Below are 18,386 nucleotides of genomic sequence, written 5' to 3'. Positions count from 1 at the left end.
TCACCTGTTCCTTTCGCCCTGCGCCAGCACGCGCCCCAACTGGGCGGCGATCTGGCTTTGCGAGCGTTGGAAGCCCGCGACATCCGGCGTCGATACGTTGAAGGTCACGTTCACCGCGCGCCCGCCCCCGGCCGCCGCGACACCAAGGCGGCCATCCGCGCCGCGCGTCAGAGGCATGATCGCCTCCGGCCCCGCCTCTCCCATCAGCCCCGTCGCACCGCGCATCGGGAAATAGGTCGGCTGGCTCACGACACCCCCCTTGGCAAAGGGCATCACCCGCCCCTGCGCAAAGGCCCCGCCATCGGCAAAGGGCAGCGCGCCAGAGACGAGGCCGTTCACCCCTTGCGAAATCGCCCCGGACAAAGCCTGCTGCACCGGGCGCATCGCGATCGAAAAGGCGGTATCGACAAGGCCGCGACCCACGACCTTCAGCGCATCGCCAAGCTTCATGCCGTCCAGCGTCAGACCGGCGAATGCCCGGCGCAGCCCGCTGCCGATGCCGCTGTTCAGCGTCCCGACCTCGCGGCTGGTATAGAGCATCGATTCGCGCAGCTTGCTCAGCTCCGCGTCGAGGCTGGCCATGGCCGACCCGGCCCCGCCAGCACCGCTCTCATCCGGCCAGCCAATATCGTCCTCGCGCGCCACTGGCACCTCCTGTGATTTCCGTTCTCAGCCGCCCCCGCGCGGGGCGTCTGGATAGCGCGCGGCAAGTGCCGCAAGGCGGCTGCGGGTCATCCCGCCCGCGCCCGCCTCGATCCCCAGCATCATGGCCAGTTCGGCAGGGGTCAGGGTCCAGAACTGCGCGGGCGTCAGGCCCAGCCCGCCCAGTCGCGGCGGGCCGATCCCGACTTTCAGCAGGCCCGCCCAGTCCAGCCCCGGCCGCGTCATGTCCCCTCGATGCGGAAGGCGCGGGCCAGCAGGCGGGCGGCCAGTTCCGCCGCCTCGGCCGGGCTGGCCTCGATCCCGGCAAGGCATTCCGCGCTTTCGCCCCGCCACCCGCCGCCCCTCAGCCCCGCGACCAGAACCGCGCCGATGTCGCGGGCCGAGAAGCGCCCGCCCTCGAAGCGTTCGACAAGCGCGACCATGCTCTCGGCCCCCAGCTCGCCCTCGAGTTCCGCAAGCGCGGCCAGCGTCAGCCTGGCGGGATAGGCCCTGCCGCCCAGCCGGACCGCCACCTCTCCGGCCCAGGGATTGGCCCCGCGCTCACAGCGCGACGAAGCTGAGCGCACCGGCGCTTGCCAGGGAAATCTCATAGCTTGCCTCGCCATTATAGCTGCCGGAATATTCCAGGCTGGTGATCTGGAACGGACCCTCGACATTGCCGAAATCCGGGATCACCACCTGAAAGCGTGGCACCTCCCCATCGAAAAAGACCTGCCGCGCGCGCTCGTCGCTGGCCCCGTCGCGAAAGACCCCCGAGCCCGAGATCGTGGCCGAGCGCACGCCCGCGCCCCCCAGCAGCTCGCGCCAGCGGCCCTCGCTTTCAAGGCTGGTCACATCCACCGTCTCGGCGTTGAACGCGATCCGCGTCGCCCTCAGGCCGGCGATGGTCTCGAACTGGCCGTCTCCGGTCATGTCCAGCTTGATCAGAAGGTCGCGTCCCATCTGGACCGCCATATCCTAGCTCCTCATCCCAAGGTCGATGCGCGCGCGAAAGGTCAGATCGACCCGCCGCCGCGCGCCATTTTCAATCCGGCGTGCCCGCGAGCGCAGGAACCAGAGACCAACCAGCCCGCCCGGTTCAGGCGCCAGATCGGCCGCCTCCAGCGCCTCGCAGACCGCAGCGGCGGCAGCCTTCACCCCGGCGAATCCGCCATCCCCCGCACCCGAGATGACCGAGACGTCGAGGTCATGGACCGACCCGTCGCCGGTCATGTCGCCGGCATCGCGCACATCCTCCGCACCCAGCGCGACATGGACCCCAGCCGGAGGCGTCACCGGCGCCGCGTCGAAGATCGCATCCCCGACAAGCTGCGCCAGCATGTCGCTCTCCCTCAGCGCCGCATAGACCGCAGCCTGCAGGGCAAGCGCCGCTTTCATACCCATGGTGCCGCCTCCTCGCTTGCGAGGCACAGAAGGTAGCGCCCGGCAGGATCCATCTCGGCCACCGACCGGATCAGGAACCACCGCCCGCCCGCCATGCCCAATCTCTGGCCCGCGCGTGGGCGACGGGGATCGCCGAGGACGGCCGCCCTGACGACGATCCGCCAGGTCACGGTGCTTTGGACAGCCACCCCCGATACCCGCTCGCCGCCCACGCCGGACCGCATCTCGGCCCAGACCCGCCCGACCCGCCGCCAGGACTGCCGGAAACCGCCAGCGCCGTCGGCTTCCGACAGCGGCGCCTCCAGTTCCAGCGGCACGTCCAGCCGTGGCGGCCTCATGCCCGACCGCGACATGCGCCCCGCCCCCCAAGGATGCGGACCGCGCGCCAGCGCTCGATCAGTGCGCTGACGCCAAAGGGGATGGCCGCTTCGGTCCCCTCGAAACTGCGATCCTCGTGATAGCGCGCCGCAAGCAGCATGACCGCCTGCGCCAGATCAGCCGGCAGCGCCGACCAAGCCGGCCCGAACCCGGCCGAGAAGGTGATCACCGCAGCACCCCCCTCGGAGATTCCGGGCAGAAAGCCCGCCCTTCCCCGCAACAGCGGCCGGTGAAGGTCGGAAACCAGCCGCCATGACCTCGCTGCAAGCGCAGTGGCCGTGCCCGAGGCATCCTCGATCTCGACCGCCTCGACCGCGGCGACCGGCGCCAGCGGCAAGGGCTGGGCATCATCCTCGCGCCAGCGATCCAGCCGCAGCCGAAAGCGGCGCGTCAGCAGCACCTTGCCCGTCCGCGCCTCGATCGTCGCGATGGCGGCCCGCAGATAACCGGCGAGGGCCGCCGTCTCCGCCTCGTACTCGGCGATCTCGAAACCCGTCCCCAGCCGCAGATGGGCCCTCAGCCCCGCGACCGGCAGCGCCTCGGACAAAGGCGCCGTCAACTCCACAAGCATCATGCCAGATCCTTTCGTCGGCGCGTCGCCGCAAAACTCGTCGGCGCGTCGCCGCAAATGCTTCAGGTAAACCGGGGCCGCGCGGGCCGCCTTCGCGCGCGCGGACAGTGGCTGCCGGTCGGGCGGAATATGCCGCGCGGCCCCGCTTCGGCCCGGATCAGCCGAAGACCATCACCTTGATCGCGCGCGCATCGGTCACGCCGCCGCCGACGCGCTTGGTGGCATAGAACAGCACATGCGGCTTGGCCGAGAAGGGATCGCGCAGCACCCGCAGGTCGGGGCGCTCGACGATAGTATAGCCCGCCCTGAAATCCCCGAACGCGATCGAGGCCGAGCCATTGGCGATGTCGGGCATGTCCTCGCAGAGCAGCACCGGATAGCCCAGCAGTTGCGGCGGCTGCCCCATCGCCAGCGAATCCGACCACAGGAACCGCCCGTCGGTATCGCGCATCTTGCGCACCGCCGCCGCGGTTTTCGAGTTCATCACGAAGCTCGCATTGGCCCGGAACTGCGCGCTCAGCGCATAGACCAGATCAATCAGCGCATTCGCGGGGTTCGACGCCGCGAAGTCCCCCGTCGCACCCGAGGCGATCGTCCCGATCTGCATATTCGTCGCCGAGGCATTCGCAGCCCGCGCATGGGCAAGGAAGCCCTTCGGCTTGTTGACGCCATCGCCATTGATGAAGGCCGTTGCCTCGGCGCGGGCGAATTTCTCGGCGATGCAGCTCGAAAGCCAGGCCTCGACATCGAAGGCCGCATCGTCCAGCAGGCGTTGGCTGGCCTTCGGCATCGCCGAAAGCTCATGGACCGGGATCACCACCCGCTGCACGGTCGAGGTGCCGGTCTCGGCCTGCAGGCCCGTCTCGGTCGACCAGCCCGAGGCGATATCGCCCATGTCGACCAGCATCTCGAAGGTCGCCGACTCGACGGCCACCACATTCGCCACCCGCCGCAGCGAGGCGGTGACGTTCAGCGCCTCCTGCACCTGCAGCGCGACCGTCGGCGCGGCAAGGAAGCCGCCATCCGAAACGGTGCTCATCGCCTTGCCTTCCAGCGGCAGCCCGCGCAGCGCGTCGTCGTCGCCATGCCGGATATAGGCGTCGAACGCCTTCTGATGCGGCGCCGCGGCGTCGCTCTCGGCCGAAAGCGGCACGCGGCCGCGGATGATGGTCTTGCGGTCCAAGAGGGTCATGCGATCTTCCCGTGTTTCCAGTCGTTTCTGAATATCGGCGCGGAATGCCTTGAGTTCGCTGACGAAACCCAGCATCTCCTGCCTCAGTTCGCCGGGCAATTCCGTCCCGGCCGCGGCCTTCACCTCGGTCATGGCTTTCTCCGTTGTGGTGATCTCATTCGCCCCGCAGGGCCTCCTTGGCGGCCCGGAAGACGGCGGCCAATGCGGCATCCTCCGACTTCCGGCCCAACCGCGCCTCGGAGAGCATGGGGAAAGTGACCAGCGACACTTCCCACAACTCCACCTCGGTCAGCAGCCGCCGCCCCTTGGCGTCCCGCTCCGCCGAGACGGTGCGATAGCCGATCGACAGCCCGTCGATCGCCCCCGCCGCGACCAGCGCCGCCGCCTCGCGCGCAAGGCCCACCTCGGGCAGCAACCGCCCCGAAACCCAGAGGCCCTTCGCATCCTCGCGGATCTCGTCCCAGATCCCGATGGGCCGGGCGGGATCGTGCTGCCACAGCATCCTGACCCGCTCGCCGCGATCGGCCAACCGCTTCAGCCTCGCGGCATAGGCCCCCCGGACGACGACATCGCCGCCCTTGTCAGCCACACCGAACAGGCTCGCATAGCCCTCGATGACGTTGCCATCGGCCACCATCTCCGCGCCTTGCGCGTATTTCACTTCCAGCCCGCAATCGGTTGAACGCATCTCAGCCTCCCTTCGGGGCATATTCGAGGATTGACTGCACGGCCTGGGTCAGGATCACCGCGACGACACCATAGACGGTCATCCAGAGCCGCCGCTCCAGCCCCTCGATCAGAGCCTCGATCCGTTCCAGCCGGCGTTCCACCTGCGCGAATTGCAGCTCCATGATCCGGTCTTGGCTGTCGATGCGCTGATCGCGCCAGTCGAACGGCTCCTTGACGAAACGCGACCCCTCCATCCTCACCCCTCCGCCAAGGGCGGCAGGCCAAGGACGGCCCGCTTCTCGGCCTCGGTCAGGAACAGCGCCTCGCCGACCCGCCGCCATTGCTGGTCGCGCTCATCCGCCAGCGCCGGAACCTGATCGGGATCGGCGCGCAGGTCGATCTCCTCGCCCAGATGCTCCGACAGCCACCAGGCAAGGCCGCTCGCGACCCTCCCGACCAGCGGCAGCACCGTCAGGCGATAGAAGGCCCGGTTCGCCTCGGCGTAATTGGCATAGGTCGCCTCGCCCGGAATGCCGACCAGCATCGGCGGCACGCCAAAGGCCTGCGCGATCTCGCGCGCGGCGGCGCGCTTCGTCTCGTGAAACTCCATGTCGCTCGGGCTGAACCCCATCGGCTTCCAGTCAAGCCCGCCCTCCAGCAGCATCGGCCGCCCGGCATTGCGCGCGCCCTGATGATGGGTCTCCATCTCCATCACCAGCCGGTCATATTGCTCGGCCGACAGCGCGCCCTGCCCATCCGCCCCCTTGTAGATGATCGCGCCCGAAGGCCTGGCGGCATTGTCCAGCAGCGCCTTCGACCAGCTTGAGGCGCTGTTATGGACATCGACCGCCACCGCCGCCGCCTGCATCGGCGAAAGCCCGTAATGGTCATCCAGAGGATGAAAACTGCGGATATGGCAGATCGGATCCGGGCTGCCGCTCATGTCAAAGCGGACGCTCCGCCCGCCCAACCCATAGTCATAGGCGACGGGCCAGCCATCCGGCCCCGGCACCACCGCCATCCGGTCCGAGCGCAGGACATGCAATTCCGCCGGCAGGCCCTTCGCCCCCTCGCCCACCGCCTCGACATAGCCATTCCCGCTCAGCAGGATCTGCCCGATCAGCGCCTCGAACAGCTCCGCCCGGCCCTGCCCGGCATTCGGGCGCCGCAGCAGCTCCAGTACCGGATGCCGCTCATAGCGCCGCTCGCGATCCTGGCAGATCAGCGGCACGGCGGCGGCGGCCTCGGCGATCAGCCGCACGACCCGGAAGCCGACCGGATTGCCGACAAAGCCGGCCCGCGTCAGCGAAACCGTATCGCGCGCCGACCACACCACCCGGCCCGATCCCGCGGCCAGCGCCACCACCTTGCCGGTCGCGCTGGCCTTGACCTCGGCCGCGCCGGTCGCCTCGCCCCGTCCGAACCATCGAAAGCCCATGGGCTCCTCCTGTCATGCCATGAAAAAAGGGCCGCCACCGCGACCCTCCCGCAGCCCCTTCCGCGAGGCTTTCACTGTTTTCGAAATACCCCGGGGTCCGGGGCAGAGCCCCGGCTCAAAGGCCCCTGACCTGCGGCCGCAGGTGATGCTGCGCCGGCTCGACGATCAGCTCATGGATCGCCCAGACCAGCGCATCCAGCCGGTCGGGCGATCCCTTGCCGCGATAGCCGCCGACCGTCATGCGGCACATCTGGTCCTCCAGCGTGCCGAGGCCGCGCAGATGCCGGACGCGGCCCTGCTCGTAAAGCGCCGCGACCGGCTCGGCCCGCAGCCCCTTGCCGCGCCCGGCGCGCAGCGCGCGGAAGGGCACCAGCGGGTCGATCTGGCGGATCACGCTCTCGATCAGATCGCCGCCTTGATTCACCTCGGCGACCATGCGCTCGGCGCCGTGGCGCGCCATGGCCGCGATCGCGGCCCGCGCCCAGTCGGTCGGCCCGCCCCGGATACTCGCATCCTCCAGCACCACCGCCCGCCAGCTTGAGGGCGCGCCCTCGGCCACCACCCCGACGACGACGATCCCGCATTCGTCCGACGCGGCCCCCCCGGTCACCGAGGGATCGACCGAAACCACGATCCGCGTCAGCGCCGGAGCCGTCTCAATACGGCACCCCTCCAGCATCGCGGTGGTCCAGAGCGCGCCTTCCACATCCTCCAGCAGCACCCCCTCCAGTTCCTGCCGACCAAGGCGCGTCCCGCCATAGCGCGCCTCGACCTCGGCGAGGAAACTCTCGGCCAGATAGGCGCGGTTCGCCTCGGTCGGGGCATGAGTGGTCACGGTCGAGGCATTGCCGAGGATGCGCTTCAGCACCGCGACATTCTTAGGCGTCGTCGTGACCATCTGCTGGGGATGCTCGCCCAACCGCAGCGCGAATTGCAGCATGTCCCAGGTCTCCTCGGCCTTCTTCCACTTGGCGAGTTCGTCGACCCAGGCCGCGTCGAATTGCGGGCCGCGCAGCGCCTCCGGCTCATGGGCCGAGCAGACCTGCGCGGTCGCGCCATTCGCCCAGACCAGCCGCCTGCGCCCGGCCTCCCATTGCGGCCGCCGGTCGGGGGGCGAGCAGGCGAGGATGCCCGACTCGCCAAAGACCATGACATCACGCGCCTGATCGAAGGTCTCGCCGACCAGCGCCACCCTCCGCGCGTGGCCCGGCGCGTCGGGCGTCGCGCCCTCCACCTGCGCGCGCACCCATTCAGACCCGGCGCGGGTCTTGCCCGCGCCGCGCCCACCCATGACCACCCATGTCTTCCAGTCGCCCTCGGGTGGCAGCTGATGCGGCAGCGCCCAGAACTCGAACAGCCAGGGCAGGCTCGCCAGCGCATTGTCGCTCAGCCCCCCCAGAAACGCGTCAACCTCCTCCGGCTCGGCGCAGGCAAGCCAGCCGGCGCCCGACCTCATCCCGTGCCGCGACAAGGTCGAGTGCGCCTGCCCCGACCTGTCCGGCAGCATCCTTGCGAAGCTTGTCAACCTTGCTCCTTTCCTCCAGCACCATCTGGGCGGCGGCCCTCAGGTCGCGCACCAGCCTGCCGGATTCCTTCAGTTCCCCAGTCTCGCCGGTGCTGATCTGCTCCCTCAACCGGGTCAGATCAGCCGCATAGGACCGAAACAGCCCGTCCGCGATTTCCAGCACGTCCATGTCGGGCGCCATCCCGGCGCCGGGCACGAAAGGCCCTTCCGGGGCCTCGGGCCCCGGATCGAAACTCTTCGTCATTTGGTATCGCCCTGCCCTCGTGTGACTGTCCGCACGAGCGAGACATGAAAAAAGCGGCCTCGGGTCCATCGACCCGGCCGCTTGCCCATTTCTCCCAGCATGGATAATTTCTACTTCAGGGCGTTCGCTGAGTCAATGATAAACCGCAGGTTGTGTCCACTCGGAATTTTCCCGATGACAATCAACGACTTACCCACGCAACACCATTGCGCACGCTTCCCGCAACAGGGCCGGAATCACCCGGTCCCGTTGTGGGAAAATGCGCGCTCAGTCGCCCTGCACGGGCGAGATCGCCTCGCCGCGTTGCCGCTCGATCTCGCGCCAGCGGCGGACATTCTGGTTATGCTCCTCCAGCGTGCGCGCGAAGGCATGCCCGCCCGTCCCGTCAGCGACGAAAAAGACGAACTCACTGTCCTCGGGATCCATCGCGGCATCAATTGCGGCGCGGCCGGGATTGGCGATCGGCGTCGGCGGCAGGCCGGCGATCTGATAGGTGTTATAGGGCGTCCGGCGCCGCAGCTCGGATCCGCGGATGCCGCGATCCAGCACGCCCTCGCCCTTGGTGATGCCATAGATCACCGTCGGGTCGGTCTCCAGCCGCATCCCCCTGCGCATCCGGTTGACAAAGACGCTGGCCACCACGCGGCGCTCGGCGGCGACGGCGGTTTCCTTCTCGATGATCGAGGCCATGATCAGCGCCTCCTCGGGCGTGTCATAGGGCAGGTCCGCCTCGCGCTTCTCCCAGGCCTGAGCAAGATAGGCCGATTGCCGCGCCGCCATCTGGGCCAGCAGCTCGTCCCGGTCGTCGCCCTGCCGGATCTCGTAGGTGTCCGGCGCAAGGCTGCCCTCGGCCGGAACCTTGGCCACATTGCCGGCCATGAAGGGCACCTGCTTCAGCGCCTCGACGATCTGCCAGCTTGTCACCCCCTCGGCCACGGTGATGCGCAGCCGCGCATCGGCCGAGGTCTGGGCGGCGGCCAATGCCTCGGGCGCAGGCTCGGTCGCGGGATTGTATTTCGCCTGCTCGGCCATCTGCCCGGTCGTGGCGTCGATATCGCGCAGCACGACCGCATTCTCGCGCACGCCGACGCGCAGGATCACCTCGGTCCCGCAGGTCGAGGGGCCGCCCGCGGACAGCAGGTCGACCACCTCTTCCATGGTGGAATGCGGCGGCACCAGCCACGAGCCGAATTTCAGGTCGCGCGCCCGGCCGCGATAATCGGTCCCGGCGCGGAAGATATAGCCGTTCGACACGACGCCCTGCGCGACAAGCTGGTCGCTGACGGCGCCAAGCCCCGCGCCCGGCGCGATGCGCACGCATTGCGCCGAGGCGCTGGGGCCGGGCGCGACATATTGATGCTTGGCCCATGCAATCGCCGCGGCGGCTGCGACCAGAAGAACGATCAGCAGCGTCAGGAAATTCGCCGCGACGTGGCGCCACATCATTCCGTGACCCGTCCCATCACCAGGCTCGCATTGGTCCCGCCAAAGCCGAAGCTGTTCGACAGGACGTAATCCACCTTGCGGCGGACGGCGGCATTGGCGGCCAGATCAATCGGCGTCGCGCGCGCGGGATTGTCGAGGTTGATCGTCGGCGGGCAGATCTGGTCACGGATCGCGAGGATGCAGAAGATCGCCTCGACCGCCCCCGCCGCGCCCAGAAGGTGCCCGATCGAGGATTTGGTCGAGGACATGACCACATTCCCCGCCGCATCGCCCAACATGCGCTCGACCGCGCCCAGTTCGATCACATCGGCCATGGTCGAGGTGCCATGCGCATTGATATAGTCGATATCGGCCGGGCTCAGGTTCGCGCGCCGCAAGGCATTGGTCATGCTGCGGAAACCGCCATCGCCATCCTCGCTGGGCGCGGTGATGTGATAGGCGTCGCCCGACATGCCATAGCCGAGGATCTCGGCATAGATCTTGGCGCCCCGCGCCTTGGCATGTTCGTATTCCTCGAGGATGACGACCCCCGCGCCCTCGCCCATGACGAAGCCGTCGCGGTCCTCGTCCCAGGGGCGGCTCGCGGCCTTCGGGTTGTCCTCGCGCTTCGTGGACAGCGCCTTGCAAGCGTTGAAGCCCGCAACCCCGATCTCGCAGATCGGGCTTTCCGCACCGCCCGCGACCATGACATCGGCGTCCCCCAGCGCGATCAGCCGCGCCGCGTCGCCAATGGCATGCGCCCCGGTCGAGCAGGCGGTGACGACCGCATGGTTCGGCCCCTTGAAGCCGAAGCGGATCGAGACCTGACCCGAGACGAGATTGATCAGCGCGCCGGGGATGAAGAAGGGCGAGACCCGCTTCGGCCCGCGCTCCTTGATCAGCACCGCGGTTTCCGCGATCGAGGCCAGCCCGCCGATGCCCGAACCGATCATCACGCCGGTGCGCTCGAAATCCTCGGTGGTCTGCGGCTCCCAACCGCTGTCCCTGACCGCCTGCGTGGCGGCGGCCATGCCGTAAAGGATGAAGTCATCGATCTTGCGGCGATCCTTCGGCTCCATCCAGTCATCGGGATTGAAGGTGCCGTCCGTGCCATCGCCAAAGGGGATCTCGCAGGCGTATTTCGTCACCACGTCCTTGGTGTCGAAGCGGGTGATCGGCCCCGCCCCGGATTCTCCGGCCAGAAGGCGCTCCCAGGTCTCCTCGACCCCCGAGGCCAGCGGCGTGACCATACCAAGGCCCGTGACGACAACTCTGCGCATAGACGGCTCCTTCACCCTCACTTAATCGGTCAGGTTCTACACGCGGGCCGTCCCTCGCGCAACGCATGGCTGTCGCCGGGCACGGGCGCGGAACCGAACCCGCCACGGTTGAAGTGCAACAGGGTCGCAAAACCCTGCGAGCCTGTTTCGCGCGCCATTGAACAGGCCCCGAATCCGCCTATGCTTCGGCTGGTCCTGCATGGAACAGAAAAGGACGAAACCGGATGACGACCAAGACCAAGGCCAGTGCCGAAGCCGCAATGGACGAAATCAGAAGCGTAACCTCGGTGGTCCTGCCCGATCCCCCCCCAGAGGCGCCCCTGCTCTCACAGGCAGCCGGCCCGATGGCCGAGGAGATCCGCAAGCGCATCGCCGAGATCGACATCAAGGACACGGCCTCGATCGTGCATTTCGGCGCCCGCGCCCAGAACGAATTGCAAGAGATCAGCCAGGCCATGCTGGCCGATGTCAGGAACAAGGATGTGGGCCCCGCGGGCGAATCCCTGCGCAACATCGTGACCACGATCCGCGGCTTTTCGGTCAGCGAGCTTGACGTGCGGCGTGAGCGCAGCTGGTGGGAGCGCCTGACCGGACGCGCCGCGCCCTTCGCCAAATTCGTCGCGAATTACGAAGAAGTGCAGTCCCAGATCGACCGCATCTCCTCGGAACTCGACAGCCACCAGCACCGGCTCTTGAAGGACATCCGCTCGCTCGACCTGCTCTATGACCGGACGCTGGCCTTCTATGACGAGCTTGCGCTTTATATCGCCGCGGGCGACGAAAAGCTGGTCCAGCTCGCGGCCGAAGACATTCCCGCCAAGGAAAAGGCCATCGAGGCCGCGGCCGAGGATGACAAGGTCATGGCCGCGCAGGAATTGCGCGACCTGCGCGCCGCGCGCGACGACCTTGAACGCCGGGTCCATGATCTGAAGCTGACGCGGCAGGTGACGATGCAGTCCCTGCCCTCGATCCGGCTGGTTCAGGAAAACGACAAGTCCCTGATTACCAAGATCAATTCTACCCTCGTCAACACCGTCCCCTTGTGGGAGACGCAGCTTGCCCAGGCCGTGACCATCCAGCGCAGCGCCGAGGCGGCGCGGGCGGTGAAGGAGGCGAACGACCTGACCAACGACCTGCTGACCGCGAACGCCAAGAACCTGCGTCAGGCCAATGCGACCATCCGCAGCCAGGTCGAGCGCGGCGTTTTCGACATCGAGTCGGTGCGCTCCGCCAATGCCGAGCTGATCGCCACGATCGAGGACAGCCTGCGCATCGCCGACGAAGGCAAGGCCCGCCGCGCCGCCGCCGAGGAGGAGCTGACCGCGATGGAAGGCCAGCTTCGCCAGACGCTTGCCTCAGCCAGCGCAACCCAGACCCAGACGACCGCCCCGACAGGAAAATCGTGATCCCAAGCCTCTCCCCCGCCTGCCCGCCGATCGGCGGCGCGGGCCTGTTCGGCGCCAGCCGCCGCCTTGCCGCCATCCTTGCGCTGGCGGCGCTCTCGGCCTGTTCCGAAACCGCGCCCCCGCCCGAGGCGCGCCCCTCGATCGACGCGGCGGCACCCCTGCCGCGCCCCGACCGGGCCGAGGCGACGCAGGCTTCGCTGAGGCGCGAGCGGGCGGAACGCGCGCGCGCCGCCGCCGACGCCGCCGCCGCTGCCGCCGATACCCCGGCCAGCCGCAACATGCGCAACTACCTCGCCGGGATCGAGGAGACGCTGATTTCGCGCGGGCTGCTGCGGACCGATGGCGGCGAGGAAATCCAGCTCACGCCCGAGCGGCTGACCGACGATTTCGTCCAGATCGCGCTCCATGACGAATATGTCAGGAACGGCAACACCCTCATCTCGCGCAGCACGCCCGCGCCGCTGCGCCGCTGGGTCCAGCCGGTGCGGCTCAGGATCGAGTTCGGGGATTCCGTCGCCCCCGCCCAGCGCAGCCGCGACCGGGCCGAGATCGCGGCCTATGCCGCGCGCCTCCAGGACGCCAGCGGCCACCGCATCGGCCTTGGCACGGTCGAGGGGAATTTCACCGTCCTGATCGTCAGCGAGGACGAGCGGCAGAATATCGGCCCCCGCCTCGCCGCGCTGGTTCCCGGCATCCCCGAGGGCGACATCCATGCCCTGCGCGAACTGGCGCCGCAGAATTACTGCACCGTATTCGCCTATTCGCGCGGCAATTCGACCACCTACGATCAGGCCGTGGCGCTGATCAGGACCGAGACGCCGCCGCGCCTGCGCCGGTCCTGCATCCATGAGGAACTCGCCCAAGGGCTGGGCCTTGCCAATGACAGCCGCATCGTCCGCCCCTCGATCTTCAACGATGACGAGGAATTTGCCTATCTCACCCCGCATGACGAATTGCTGCTGAAGATCCTCTACGATTCCCGCCTGCGCCCCGGCATGACCGAGGCCGAGGCGCGGCCCATCGTCCTGCAGATCGCGCGCGAACTGCTGGGCACCGATGTCTGAACCGGCCCGAAGGGCTTGACGCTGGCCCTTCGCGGGGCAGTATCCTTCGATGACGCATCCGCGCGAAGGGAGAAGGTCATGTCTCTGCTGAACATCCTCGGCGGCGAGTTCATCGAGATCATCGAATGGACCGACGACACCCGCGACACCATGGTCTATCGCTTCCCCACCGTGGGCCGCGCGATCAAATACGGCGCCAAGCTGACCGTGCGCGAGGGGCAGGCCGCGGTCTTCATCCATGAGGGCCAGCTTGCCGACGTGTTTGCCCCCGGCCTCTATATGCTGGAAACCAACAACCTGCCGATCCTGACCCGGCTCCAGCATTGGGACCACGGCTTCCGCTCGCCCTTCAAGTCCGAGATTTATTTCGTCAACACCACGCGCTTCAACGACCTGAAATGGGGCACCCGGAACCCGGTCATCGCGCGCGACCCGGAATTCGGCCCGGTCCGCATCCGCGCCTTCGGCACCTACTCCATGCGCGTGACCGATCCCGGCCGCTTCATGACCGAGATCGTCGGCACGGATGGCGAGTTCACCAAGGACGAGATCAGCTTCCAGCTGCGCAATATCATCGTGCAGGAATTTTCGCGCATGATCGCGGCCTCGGGCATTCCGGTCCTCGACATGGCGGCGAACACTGCCGAGTTCGGCAAGATGGTCGCCAAGGCGATCAGCCCCACGGTCGCCGAATATGGCCTGACCATTCCCGAATTCTATGTCGAGAATATCAGCCTGCCCGACGAGGTCGAGAAGATGCTCGACAAGCGCACCTCCATGGGGATCGTGGGCGACCTGAACCGCTTCGGCCAATATGCCGCGTCCGAGGCGATGCTCAACGCCTCGAACCAGCCCGGCGGCATGGGCGCGGGCCTTGGCGCAGGGCTTGGCGCCGGCATGAGCGCGGCCATGGCGGGAATGCAGCGCGGTCCATGGGGCGCCGTGCCCGCCGCCCCTGCCCCGCAGGCCCCGCCCCCGCTCCACCCCGAGACGGTCTGGCACATCGCCGTCAATGGCGAGGCCGACGGGCCATATGGCCGCGCCCATCTTGGCCGCCTCGTGCGCGAGGGGAAATTCAGCCGTGACACGCTGGTCTGGACCCCCGGACAGGAAGGCTGGAAACCCGCCGAGGAGGTGAACGAGCTTGCCCAGCTCTTCACCATCGCGCCGCCTCCGCCGCCGCCCCTTCCCAAGCAGGACGGCTAAGCGCAGGTTCGATGCCGACCCCTCCCTCCGAATACCGCTATCCTTGCGAGAATTGCGGCGCGAGCCTCGAATTCTCGCCCGGACAGCAACGCCTCACCTGTCCCTATTGCGGGCATGAGCAGGAAATCGGCCCCGGCCCCGCCCGCGCGCCCAGCCGTCAGGTTCAGGACGGGCCATGGGGCGATCAGGCCATCCTGCGCGACCCGGCGACCGGGCGCGCGCTGCAATGGGACGCCAGCCACAAGGCGCCGGGCCTGCAGGAACTGCCGCTTGAACAGGGCCTGCGCCGCGATCAGGGCAGCGACCTGACCGAAAGCGTGCGCACGCTCTCCTGCCCGAATTGCGGCGCGAAGATCGAGGTGACGACCGGCAGCCACGCCTCGACCTGCCCTTTCTGCGCAACCGCCGTCGTGACCGATACCGGCACCACGCGGCTCTTGAAGCCGCAGGGCGTCCTGCCCTTCGTCATCACCGAGGATCAGGCCAAGGCCGCGCTGGAAAGCTGGCTCGGCAACCTCTGGTTCGCGCCCTCGGGCCTGACCGCCTATGCCCGCCGCGGCCGCAAGATGAGCGGGATCTACTCGCCCTTCTGGACCTTCGACGCCGCGACCCGCTCGGCCTATTCCGGCGCGCGGGGCGACTGGTATTACGAAACCGTCTGGGTCACGCAGCAGGTGAACGGCCGCAGCCAGCGCGTCGCCCAGCAGGTCCGGCGCACCCGCTGGACCCCGGTTTCAGGACAGGTCGCGCGCGATTTCAACGATGTGCTGGTCCTTGCCGCCAGTTCTCTGCCGCGCCGGATCACCGATGCGCTGACGCCTTGGGATCTCTCGCATCTCGTGCCCTACCAGCCCGGATACCTCGCGGGCTTTCTGGCCGAGGGCTATACGATCCCCCTCGCCGCCGGCCATGACATCGCCCGGCAGGAGATGGCGGGGGTCATCGCCATGGACGTGCGCCGCGCGATCGGCGGCAATGAACAGCAGATCGGCTCGATCCAGACCCGGCATGAGGCCGAGACCTTCAAGCATATCCTGCTGCCGGTCTGGACCGCCGCCTATCGCTATGGCGGCAAAAGCTACCGCTTCGTCGTCAACGGCCAGTCGGGCCGCGTCCAGGGCGAGCGGCCGTGGTCGGTCTGGAAAATCGCATTCGCCGCGATCCTCGCCCTTGCCCTCGCCGCGGCGCTCCTGTGGCTGAACGAGGGCGGAAAGATCCGCCTCGGCTCCCTCAATGCCGTGGAAGCTGTTCACACCACCGATGCAAGGCTCTATCAAGGCCAGAATGGCGATCCACCCGGCGGCCCGGCGGATCCAGCAAAGGGAGAAGTCGCATGATCCTCTGCGCGGGGGAATCCCTCATCGACATGGTGCCCGAGGGCGGGGCCTTCCGCCCCCTCGTGGGCGGCGCGGTCTATAATACCGCGATCGCGCTCGGCCGCCTCGGCGTGCCCTCGGCCTATCTCTGGCCGATCTCGCGCGACCCGTTCGGAGAGATGCTCCTGCGCCCGCTGGCCGAGGCCGGGGTCGATACCGGCCTCTGCCCGCGCTCGGACCGGCCGACCACCCTCGCCTTTGTCACGCTGACCGGGGGCGAGGCGCGCTATTCCTTCTATGACGAGGGCTCGGCCGGCCGGATGCTCGCGCCCGCCGACCTGCCCCGGATCCCCGATACCGTCTCGGCCCTCTTCATCGGCGGCATCAGCCTCGTCCCCGACCCCTGCGGCGCCGCGGTCGAGGCGCTGGTCGACCGGCTGCGGAACCGTGTCCCGGTGATGATCGACCCGAATATCCGCCCCTTCTTCATCGCCGATCCCGAAGCCTATCGCGCCCGGCTCGACCGGCTGATCGGCAAGGCCGACCTCCTGAAGCTCTCGGCCGACGATCTCGAATGGCTGATGCCCGGCAAAACCTTCGCCGAGGCGGCGGCGCATTACCTCTCCCACGGCGTCCGCGCCGTGTTCCAGACCGGCGGGGCCGAGGGCGCGACCGCGCATTGGCGGGACGCCCCGGTCAGCGCCCCGGCGCTCAGGGTCGAGGTTGCGGATACGATCGGCGCGGGCGATACCTTCAACGCCGGCGTCCTTGCCTCGCTCCATCAAAGCGGCGCGCTCAGCCGCGAGGGCCTTGCCCGGCTGACACCGGACCAACTCGCCGCCGCGCTCGCCATGGGAACCCGCACGGCCGCGATCACCGTCTCGCGTCCCGGCGCGAACCCGCCCTGGGCACATGAACTCGCAGCACTCCCCGCCTGACGGCCGGGGCGCTCCCTTTTGATTTTCACCGTTTTTCAAATACCCATCGCGGCGGCGCAAATATCGCGCCCGCCGCCGATAGGTCAGATCGCCTCGAACATGGCCCGCTGGCGCCCGGTCCAGCGCACGGTGATCCGCGCGCCCTGCTCGTCAATCTCCTCGCCCTGAACGATGCCCTGCTGATGCAGCCATGCCCGACGGCGGCCATCCTCCAGCCCAAGCCGAAGCACGGCCTCCTCGCGCGGCTCGTCCAGCGCCTCGGCAAGCCGCGCCTCGACGGCGGCCAGCAGATCGTCCAGCCCCTCGCCCGAAAGCGCGCTGATCGCCTGCACGCCCTCGGTCCGCGCATCGGTGCGGCGCAGCGCGTCGCGGATCTCCGGCGAAAGCGCGTCGATCTTGTTCCAGACCTCGATCAGCGGCACGTCATCCTCGACGCCGAGGCTTTCGAGGATCTCGCCCACATCGCCCGCCTGTTCCTCGGTTTCGGGATGGCTGATGTCGCGGACATGCAGGATCAGGTCGGCGGCCAGCACCTCCTCCAGCGTGGCGCGGAAGGCCGCGACCAGCTCATGGGGCAATTCGCTGATGAACCCCACGGTATCCGACAGGATCACCCGCCGCCCGCCCGGCAGCACCATCTGCCGCATGGTCGGGTCGAGCGTCGCGAAAAGCTGGTCGGCGGCCATGACCTCGGCCCCGGTCAGCTTGTTGAACAATGTGGATTTTCCCGCGTTGGTATAGCCGACCAGCGCGACAATCGGATAGGGCACCTTGGCGCGCGCCTTGCGATGCAGCTCGCGCGTCTTGACCACACGCTCAAGCTGGCGGCGCAGGCGAACCACCTGCTCGTCGATGGCGCGGCGGTCGGCCTCGATCTGGGTCTCGCCCGGACCGCCGACGAATCCCAGCCCGCCCCGCTGGCGCTCGAGGTGGGTCCAGGCCCGCACCAGCCGCGTCCGCTGATAGGCGAGCGCGGCCAGCTCAACCTGCAACACGCCCTCGCGGGTCTGGGCACGGTCGGCGAAAATCTCGAGGATCAGCCCGGTCCGGTCAAGGATCTTGACCCCCCAGTCCTTTTCCAGATTGCGCTGCTGGACCGGCGTGACCGGCCCGTCGATCAGCACCAGCTCCGCCCCCTCGCCCTCGGCGGCGGCCTTCAGGTGCTGGCCGATCTCCTCGCGCTTGCCCTTGGAAAACAGCATGCCCGCATCGGGATTGCGCAGCTTCGCGACCTCGGCGCCCACGACCTCGATCGCGGGCAGCGCATGGGCCAGCGCCACCGCCTCCTCCAGAGCCAGATCAGGGGACCGGCGCGTCCGCGAATTTCCCAGATCCGGGTGGATCACATAGGCGCGCGTGGGACGTTCGCGGGTTTCGGTCGGTTCGGCCAATCAGTCCTCGCCGTCGTAGAGGCTGATCGGCTGCCCCGGCATGATGGTCGAGATCGCGTGCTTATAGACCAGTTGCGACTGGCCGTCGCGGCGCAGCAGCACGCAGAAATTGTCGAACCAGGTGATCACACCCTGCAGTTTGACGCCATTGATAAGGAAGATGGTCACCGGAACCTTGCCCTTGCGGACATGGTTCAGAAAAGCATCCTGGAGATTCTGTTTATCACCGGCCATTGGAGCACCTTGTTCTTATCGCTGGGTTTTAGACTTAGGCGAGGCTTTCGGCGCTTGCAAGCA

The 18,386-nt window shown here is 68.1% G+C and carries 22 protein-coding genes; 5 read left to right on the top strand and 17 right to left on the bottom strand.

What is annotated here, in order from left to right; genetic code table 11:
* The 15 genes from VNQ78_RS12175 to fabF form a co-directional block, all read right to left on the bottom strand.
* Nucleotides 1-582, bottom strand: coding sequence for a phage tail tape measure protein (locus VNQ78_RS12175; protein ID WP_325690095.1), 582 nt, complete (start codon nucleotides 580-582; stop codon nucleotides 1-3).
* A gap of 87 nt (nucleotides 583-669) precedes the next feature.
* Nucleotides 670-888 carry a phage tail assembly chaperone gene (locus VNQ78_RS12170; protein WP_325690054.1) on the bottom strand — a complete coding sequence of 73 codons (219 nt, stop codon included), beginning with the start codon at nucleotides 886-888 and terminating at the stop codon, nucleotides 670-672.
* Complete coding sequence (locus VNQ78_RS12165; protein WP_325690052.1) at nucleotides 885-1,229, bottom strand: gene transfer agent family protein; 345 nt, start codon at nucleotides 1,227-1,229, stop codon at nucleotides 885-887. Before VNQ78_RS12165 ends, VNQ78_RS12170 begins: the two co-directional genes overlap by 4 nt.
* Nucleotides 1,204-1,617: a phage major tail protein, TP901-1 family gene (locus tag VNQ78_RS12160; RefSeq protein WP_325690051.1), complete on the bottom strand. Its 414-nt coding sequence runs from the start codon at nucleotides 1,615-1,617 to the stop codon at nucleotides 1,204-1,206. Before VNQ78_RS12160 ends, VNQ78_RS12165 begins: the two co-directional genes overlap by 26 nt.
* Nucleotides 1,618-1,620: 3 nt before the next feature.
* Nucleotides 1,621-2,046: a DUF3168 domain-containing protein gene (locus tag VNQ78_RS12155; protein WP_325690049.1), complete on the bottom strand. Its 426-nt coding sequence runs from the start codon at nucleotides 2,044-2,046 to the stop codon at nucleotides 1,621-1,623.
* Complete coding sequence (locus VNQ78_RS12150) at nucleotides 2,037-2,399, bottom strand: head-tail adaptor protein (protein WP_325690047.1); 363 nt, start codon at nucleotides 2,397-2,399, stop codon at nucleotides 2,037-2,039. Before VNQ78_RS12150 ends, VNQ78_RS12155 begins: the two co-directional genes overlap by 10 nt.
* Nucleotides 2,381-2,998, bottom strand: a complete 618-nt coding sequence (locus VNQ78_RS12145) for a head-tail connector protein (protein ID WP_325690045.1) — start codon at nucleotides 2,996-2,998, stop codon at nucleotides 2,381-2,383. The genes VNQ78_RS12150 and VNQ78_RS12145 overlap by 19 nt, the downstream gene beginning before the upstream one ends.
* Before the next feature lie 154 nt (nucleotides 2,999-3,152).
* Nucleotides 3,153-4,340, bottom strand: coding sequence for a phage major capsid protein (locus tag VNQ78_RS12140; protein ID WP_325690093.1), 1,188 nt, complete (start codon nucleotides 4,338-4,340; stop codon nucleotides 3,153-3,155).
* Nucleotide 4,341: 1 nt separating this feature from the next.
* Nucleotides 4,342-4,875, bottom strand: coding sequence for an HK97 family phage prohead protease (locus VNQ78_RS12135; RefSeq protein WP_325690043.1), 534 nt, complete (start codon nucleotides 4,873-4,875; stop codon nucleotides 4,342-4,344).
* A gap of 1 nt (nucleotide 4,876) precedes the next feature.
* On the bottom strand, nucleotides 4,877-5,110 hold the full coding sequence (locus tag VNQ78_RS12130; RefSeq protein ID WP_325690041.1) for a GTA head formation protein, RCAP_rcc01685 family: 234 nt from the start codon (nucleotides 5,108-5,110) through the stop codon (nucleotides 4,877-4,879).
* 2 nt (nucleotides 5,111-5,112) lie between these two features.
* A complete protein-coding gene (locus VNQ78_RS12125) occupies nucleotides 5,113-6,294 on the bottom strand; it encodes a phage portal protein (protein WP_325690039.1) in 1,182 nt (393 codons plus the stop codon).
* A 115-nt stretch (nucleotides 6,295-6,409) separates the two neighbouring features.
* On the bottom strand, nucleotides 6,410-7,750 hold the full coding sequence (locus VNQ78_RS12120) for a DNA-packaging protein (protein WP_325690037.1): 1,341 nt from the start codon (nucleotides 7,748-7,750) through the stop codon (nucleotides 6,410-6,412).
* On the bottom strand, nucleotides 7,701-8,063 hold the full coding sequence (locus tag VNQ78_RS12115) for a permease (RefSeq protein WP_325690035.1): 363 nt from the start codon (nucleotides 8,061-8,063) through the stop codon (nucleotides 7,701-7,703). Before VNQ78_RS12115 ends, VNQ78_RS12120 begins: the two co-directional genes overlap by 50 nt.
* Before the next feature lie 267 nt (nucleotides 8,064-8,330).
* The gene (mltG, locus tag VNQ78_RS12110) at nucleotides 8,331-9,506 is read right to left on the bottom strand and encodes an endolytic transglycosylase MltG (protein WP_325690091.1); all 1,176 of its coding nucleotides are present in this window, start codon (nucleotides 9,504-9,506) and stop codon (nucleotides 8,331-8,333) included.
* Nucleotides 9,506-10,768, bottom strand: coding sequence for a beta-ketoacyl-ACP synthase II (gene fabF, locus VNQ78_RS12105; RefSeq protein WP_325690033.1), 1,263 nt, complete (start codon nucleotides 10,766-10,768; stop codon nucleotides 9,506-9,508). The genes mltG and fabF overlap by 1 nt, the downstream gene beginning before the upstream one ends.
* Before the next feature lie 224 nt (nucleotides 10,769-10,992).
* Between fabF and VNQ78_RS12100 the strand changes: the two genes are divergently transcribed.
* From VNQ78_RS12100 to VNQ78_RS12080, 5 genes are all read left to right on the top strand, one after another.
* The gene (locus tag VNQ78_RS12100; protein WP_325690031.1) at nucleotides 10,993-12,174 is read left to right on the top strand and encodes a toxic anion resistance protein; all 1,182 of its coding nucleotides are present in this window, start codon (nucleotides 10,993-10,995) and stop codon (nucleotides 12,172-12,174) included.
* Nucleotides 12,171-13,238, top strand: a complete 1,068-nt coding sequence (locus tag VNQ78_RS12095) for a DUF2927 domain-containing protein (RefSeq protein WP_325690029.1) — start codon at nucleotides 12,171-12,173, stop codon at nucleotides 13,236-13,238. The genes VNQ78_RS12100 and VNQ78_RS12095 overlap by 4 nt, the downstream gene beginning before the upstream one ends.
* Before the next feature lie 78 nt (nucleotides 13,239-13,316).
* Nucleotides 13,317-14,444 carry an SPFH domain-containing protein gene (locus VNQ78_RS12090; RefSeq protein WP_325690027.1) on the top strand — a complete coding sequence of 376 codons (1,128 nt, stop codon included), beginning with the start codon at nucleotides 13,317-13,319 and terminating at the stop codon, nucleotides 14,442-14,444.
* A gap of 11 nt (nucleotides 14,445-14,455) precedes the next feature.
* Nucleotides 14,456-15,781: a zinc ribbon domain-containing protein gene (locus VNQ78_RS12085; RefSeq protein ID WP_325690025.1), complete on the top strand. Its 1,326-nt coding sequence runs from the start codon at nucleotides 14,456-14,458 to the stop codon at nucleotides 15,779-15,781.
* Nucleotides 15,778-16,698 carry a carbohydrate kinase gene (locus VNQ78_RS12080; protein WP_325690023.1) on the top strand — a complete coding sequence of 307 codons (921 nt, stop codon included), beginning with the start codon at nucleotides 15,778-15,780 and terminating at the stop codon, nucleotides 16,696-16,698. The genes VNQ78_RS12085 and VNQ78_RS12080 overlap by 4 nt, the downstream gene beginning before the upstream one ends.
* Nucleotides 16,699-16,781: 83 nt before the next feature.
* On the opposite strand, the gene hflX is transcribed toward VNQ78_RS12080, so the two are convergent.
* Together hflX and hfq are read right to left on the bottom strand one after the other, a co-directional pair.
* Nucleotides 16,782-18,089 carry a GTPase HflX gene (gene hflX, locus VNQ78_RS12075; RefSeq protein WP_325690021.1) on the bottom strand — a complete coding sequence of 436 codons (1,308 nt, stop codon included), beginning with the start codon at nucleotides 18,087-18,089 and terminating at the stop codon, nucleotides 16,782-16,784.
* The gene (hfq, locus tag VNQ78_RS12070; protein ID WP_017999735.1) at nucleotides 18,090-18,323 is read right to left on the bottom strand and encodes an RNA chaperone Hfq; all 234 of its coding nucleotides are present in this window, start codon (nucleotides 18,321-18,323) and stop codon (nucleotides 18,090-18,092) included. It abuts the gene before it with no gap.
* Nucleotides 18,324-18,386: the final 63 nt, after the last annotated feature.

This window comes from Paracoccus sp. (in: a-proteobacteria), from assembly GCF_035556475.1.
GTDB lineage: Bacteria > Pseudomonadota > Alphaproteobacteria > Rhodobacterales > Rhodobacteraceae > Paracoccus.
Note: the sequence above shows the minus strand (reverse complement) of the source record. Positions and strands in the feature narration are given on the sequence as shown.

Excerpts from the sequence above, each read along its gene's own strand:
- VNQ78_RS12150 (WP_325690047.1), bottom strand. The coding sequence starts at position 2,399 with ATGTCGCGGTCGGGCATGAGGCCGCCACGGCTGGACGTGCCGCTGGAA.
- mltG (WP_325690091.1), bottom strand. The coding sequence starts at position 9,506 with ATGTGGCGCCACGTCGCGGCGAATTTCCTGACGCTGCTGATCGTTCTT.
- VNQ78_RS12080 (WP_325690023.1), top strand. The coding sequence starts at position 15,778 with ATGATCCTCTGCGCGGGGGAATCCCTCATCGACATGGTGCCCGAGGGC.
- hfq (WP_017999735.1), bottom strand. The coding sequence starts at position 18,323 with ATGGCCGGTGATAAACAGAATCTCCAGGATGCTTTTCTGAACCATGTC.
- VNQ78_RS12085 (WP_325690025.1), top strand. The coding sequence starts at position 14,456 with ATGCCGACCCCTCCCTCCGAATACCGCTATCCTTGCGAGAATTGCGGC.
- VNQ78_RS12125 (WP_325690039.1), bottom strand. The coding sequence starts at position 6,294 with ATGGGCTTTCGATGGTTCGGACGGGGCGAGGCGACCGGCGCGGCCGAG.
- VNQ78_RS12115 (WP_325690035.1), bottom strand. The coding sequence starts at position 8,063 with ATGACGAAGAGTTTCGATCCGGGGCCCGAGGCCCCGGAAGGGCCTTTC.
- VNQ78_RS12130 (WP_325690041.1), bottom strand. The coding sequence starts at position 5,110 with ATGGAGGGGTCGCGTTTCGTCAAGGAGCCGTTCGACTGGCGCGATCAG.
- VNQ78_RS12090 (WP_325690027.1), top strand. The coding sequence starts at position 13,317 with ATGTCTCTGCTGAACATCCTCGGCGGCGAGTTCATCGAGATCATCGAA.
- VNQ78_RS12155 (WP_325690049.1), bottom strand. The coding sequence starts at position 2,046 with ATGGGTATGAAAGCGGCGCTTGCCCTGCAGGCTGCGGTCTATGCGGCG.
- VNQ78_RS12120 (WP_325690037.1), bottom strand. The coding sequence starts at position 7,750 with ATGAGGTCGGGCGCCGGCTGGCTTGCCTGCGCCGAGCCGGAGGAGGTT.
- VNQ78_RS12145 (WP_325690045.1), bottom strand. The coding sequence starts at position 2,998 with ATGATGCTTGTGGAGTTGACGGCGCCTTTGTCCGAGGCGCTGCCGGTC.
- VNQ78_RS12175 (WP_325690095.1), bottom strand. The coding sequence starts at position 582 with ATGGCCAGCCTCGACGCGGAGCTGAGCAAGCTGCGCGAATCGATGCTC.
- VNQ78_RS12135 (WP_325690043.1), bottom strand. The coding sequence starts at position 4,875 with ATGCGTTCAACCGATTGCGGGCTGGAAGTGAAATACGCGCAAGGCGCG.
- VNQ78_RS12170 (WP_325690054.1), bottom strand. The coding sequence starts at position 888 with ATGACGCGGCCGGGGCTGGACTGGGCGGGCCTGCTGAAAGTCGGGATC.
- VNQ78_RS12160 (WP_325690051.1), bottom strand. The coding sequence starts at position 1,617 with ATGGCGGTCCAGATGGGACGCGACCTTCTGATCAAGCTGGACATGACC.
- VNQ78_RS12100 (WP_325690031.1), top strand. The coding sequence starts at position 10,993 with ATGACGACCAAGACCAAGGCCAGTGCCGAAGCCGCAATGGACGAAATC.
- fabF (WP_325690033.1), bottom strand. The coding sequence starts at position 10,768 with ATGCGCAGAGTTGTCGTCACGGGCCTTGGTATGGTCACGCCGCTGGCC.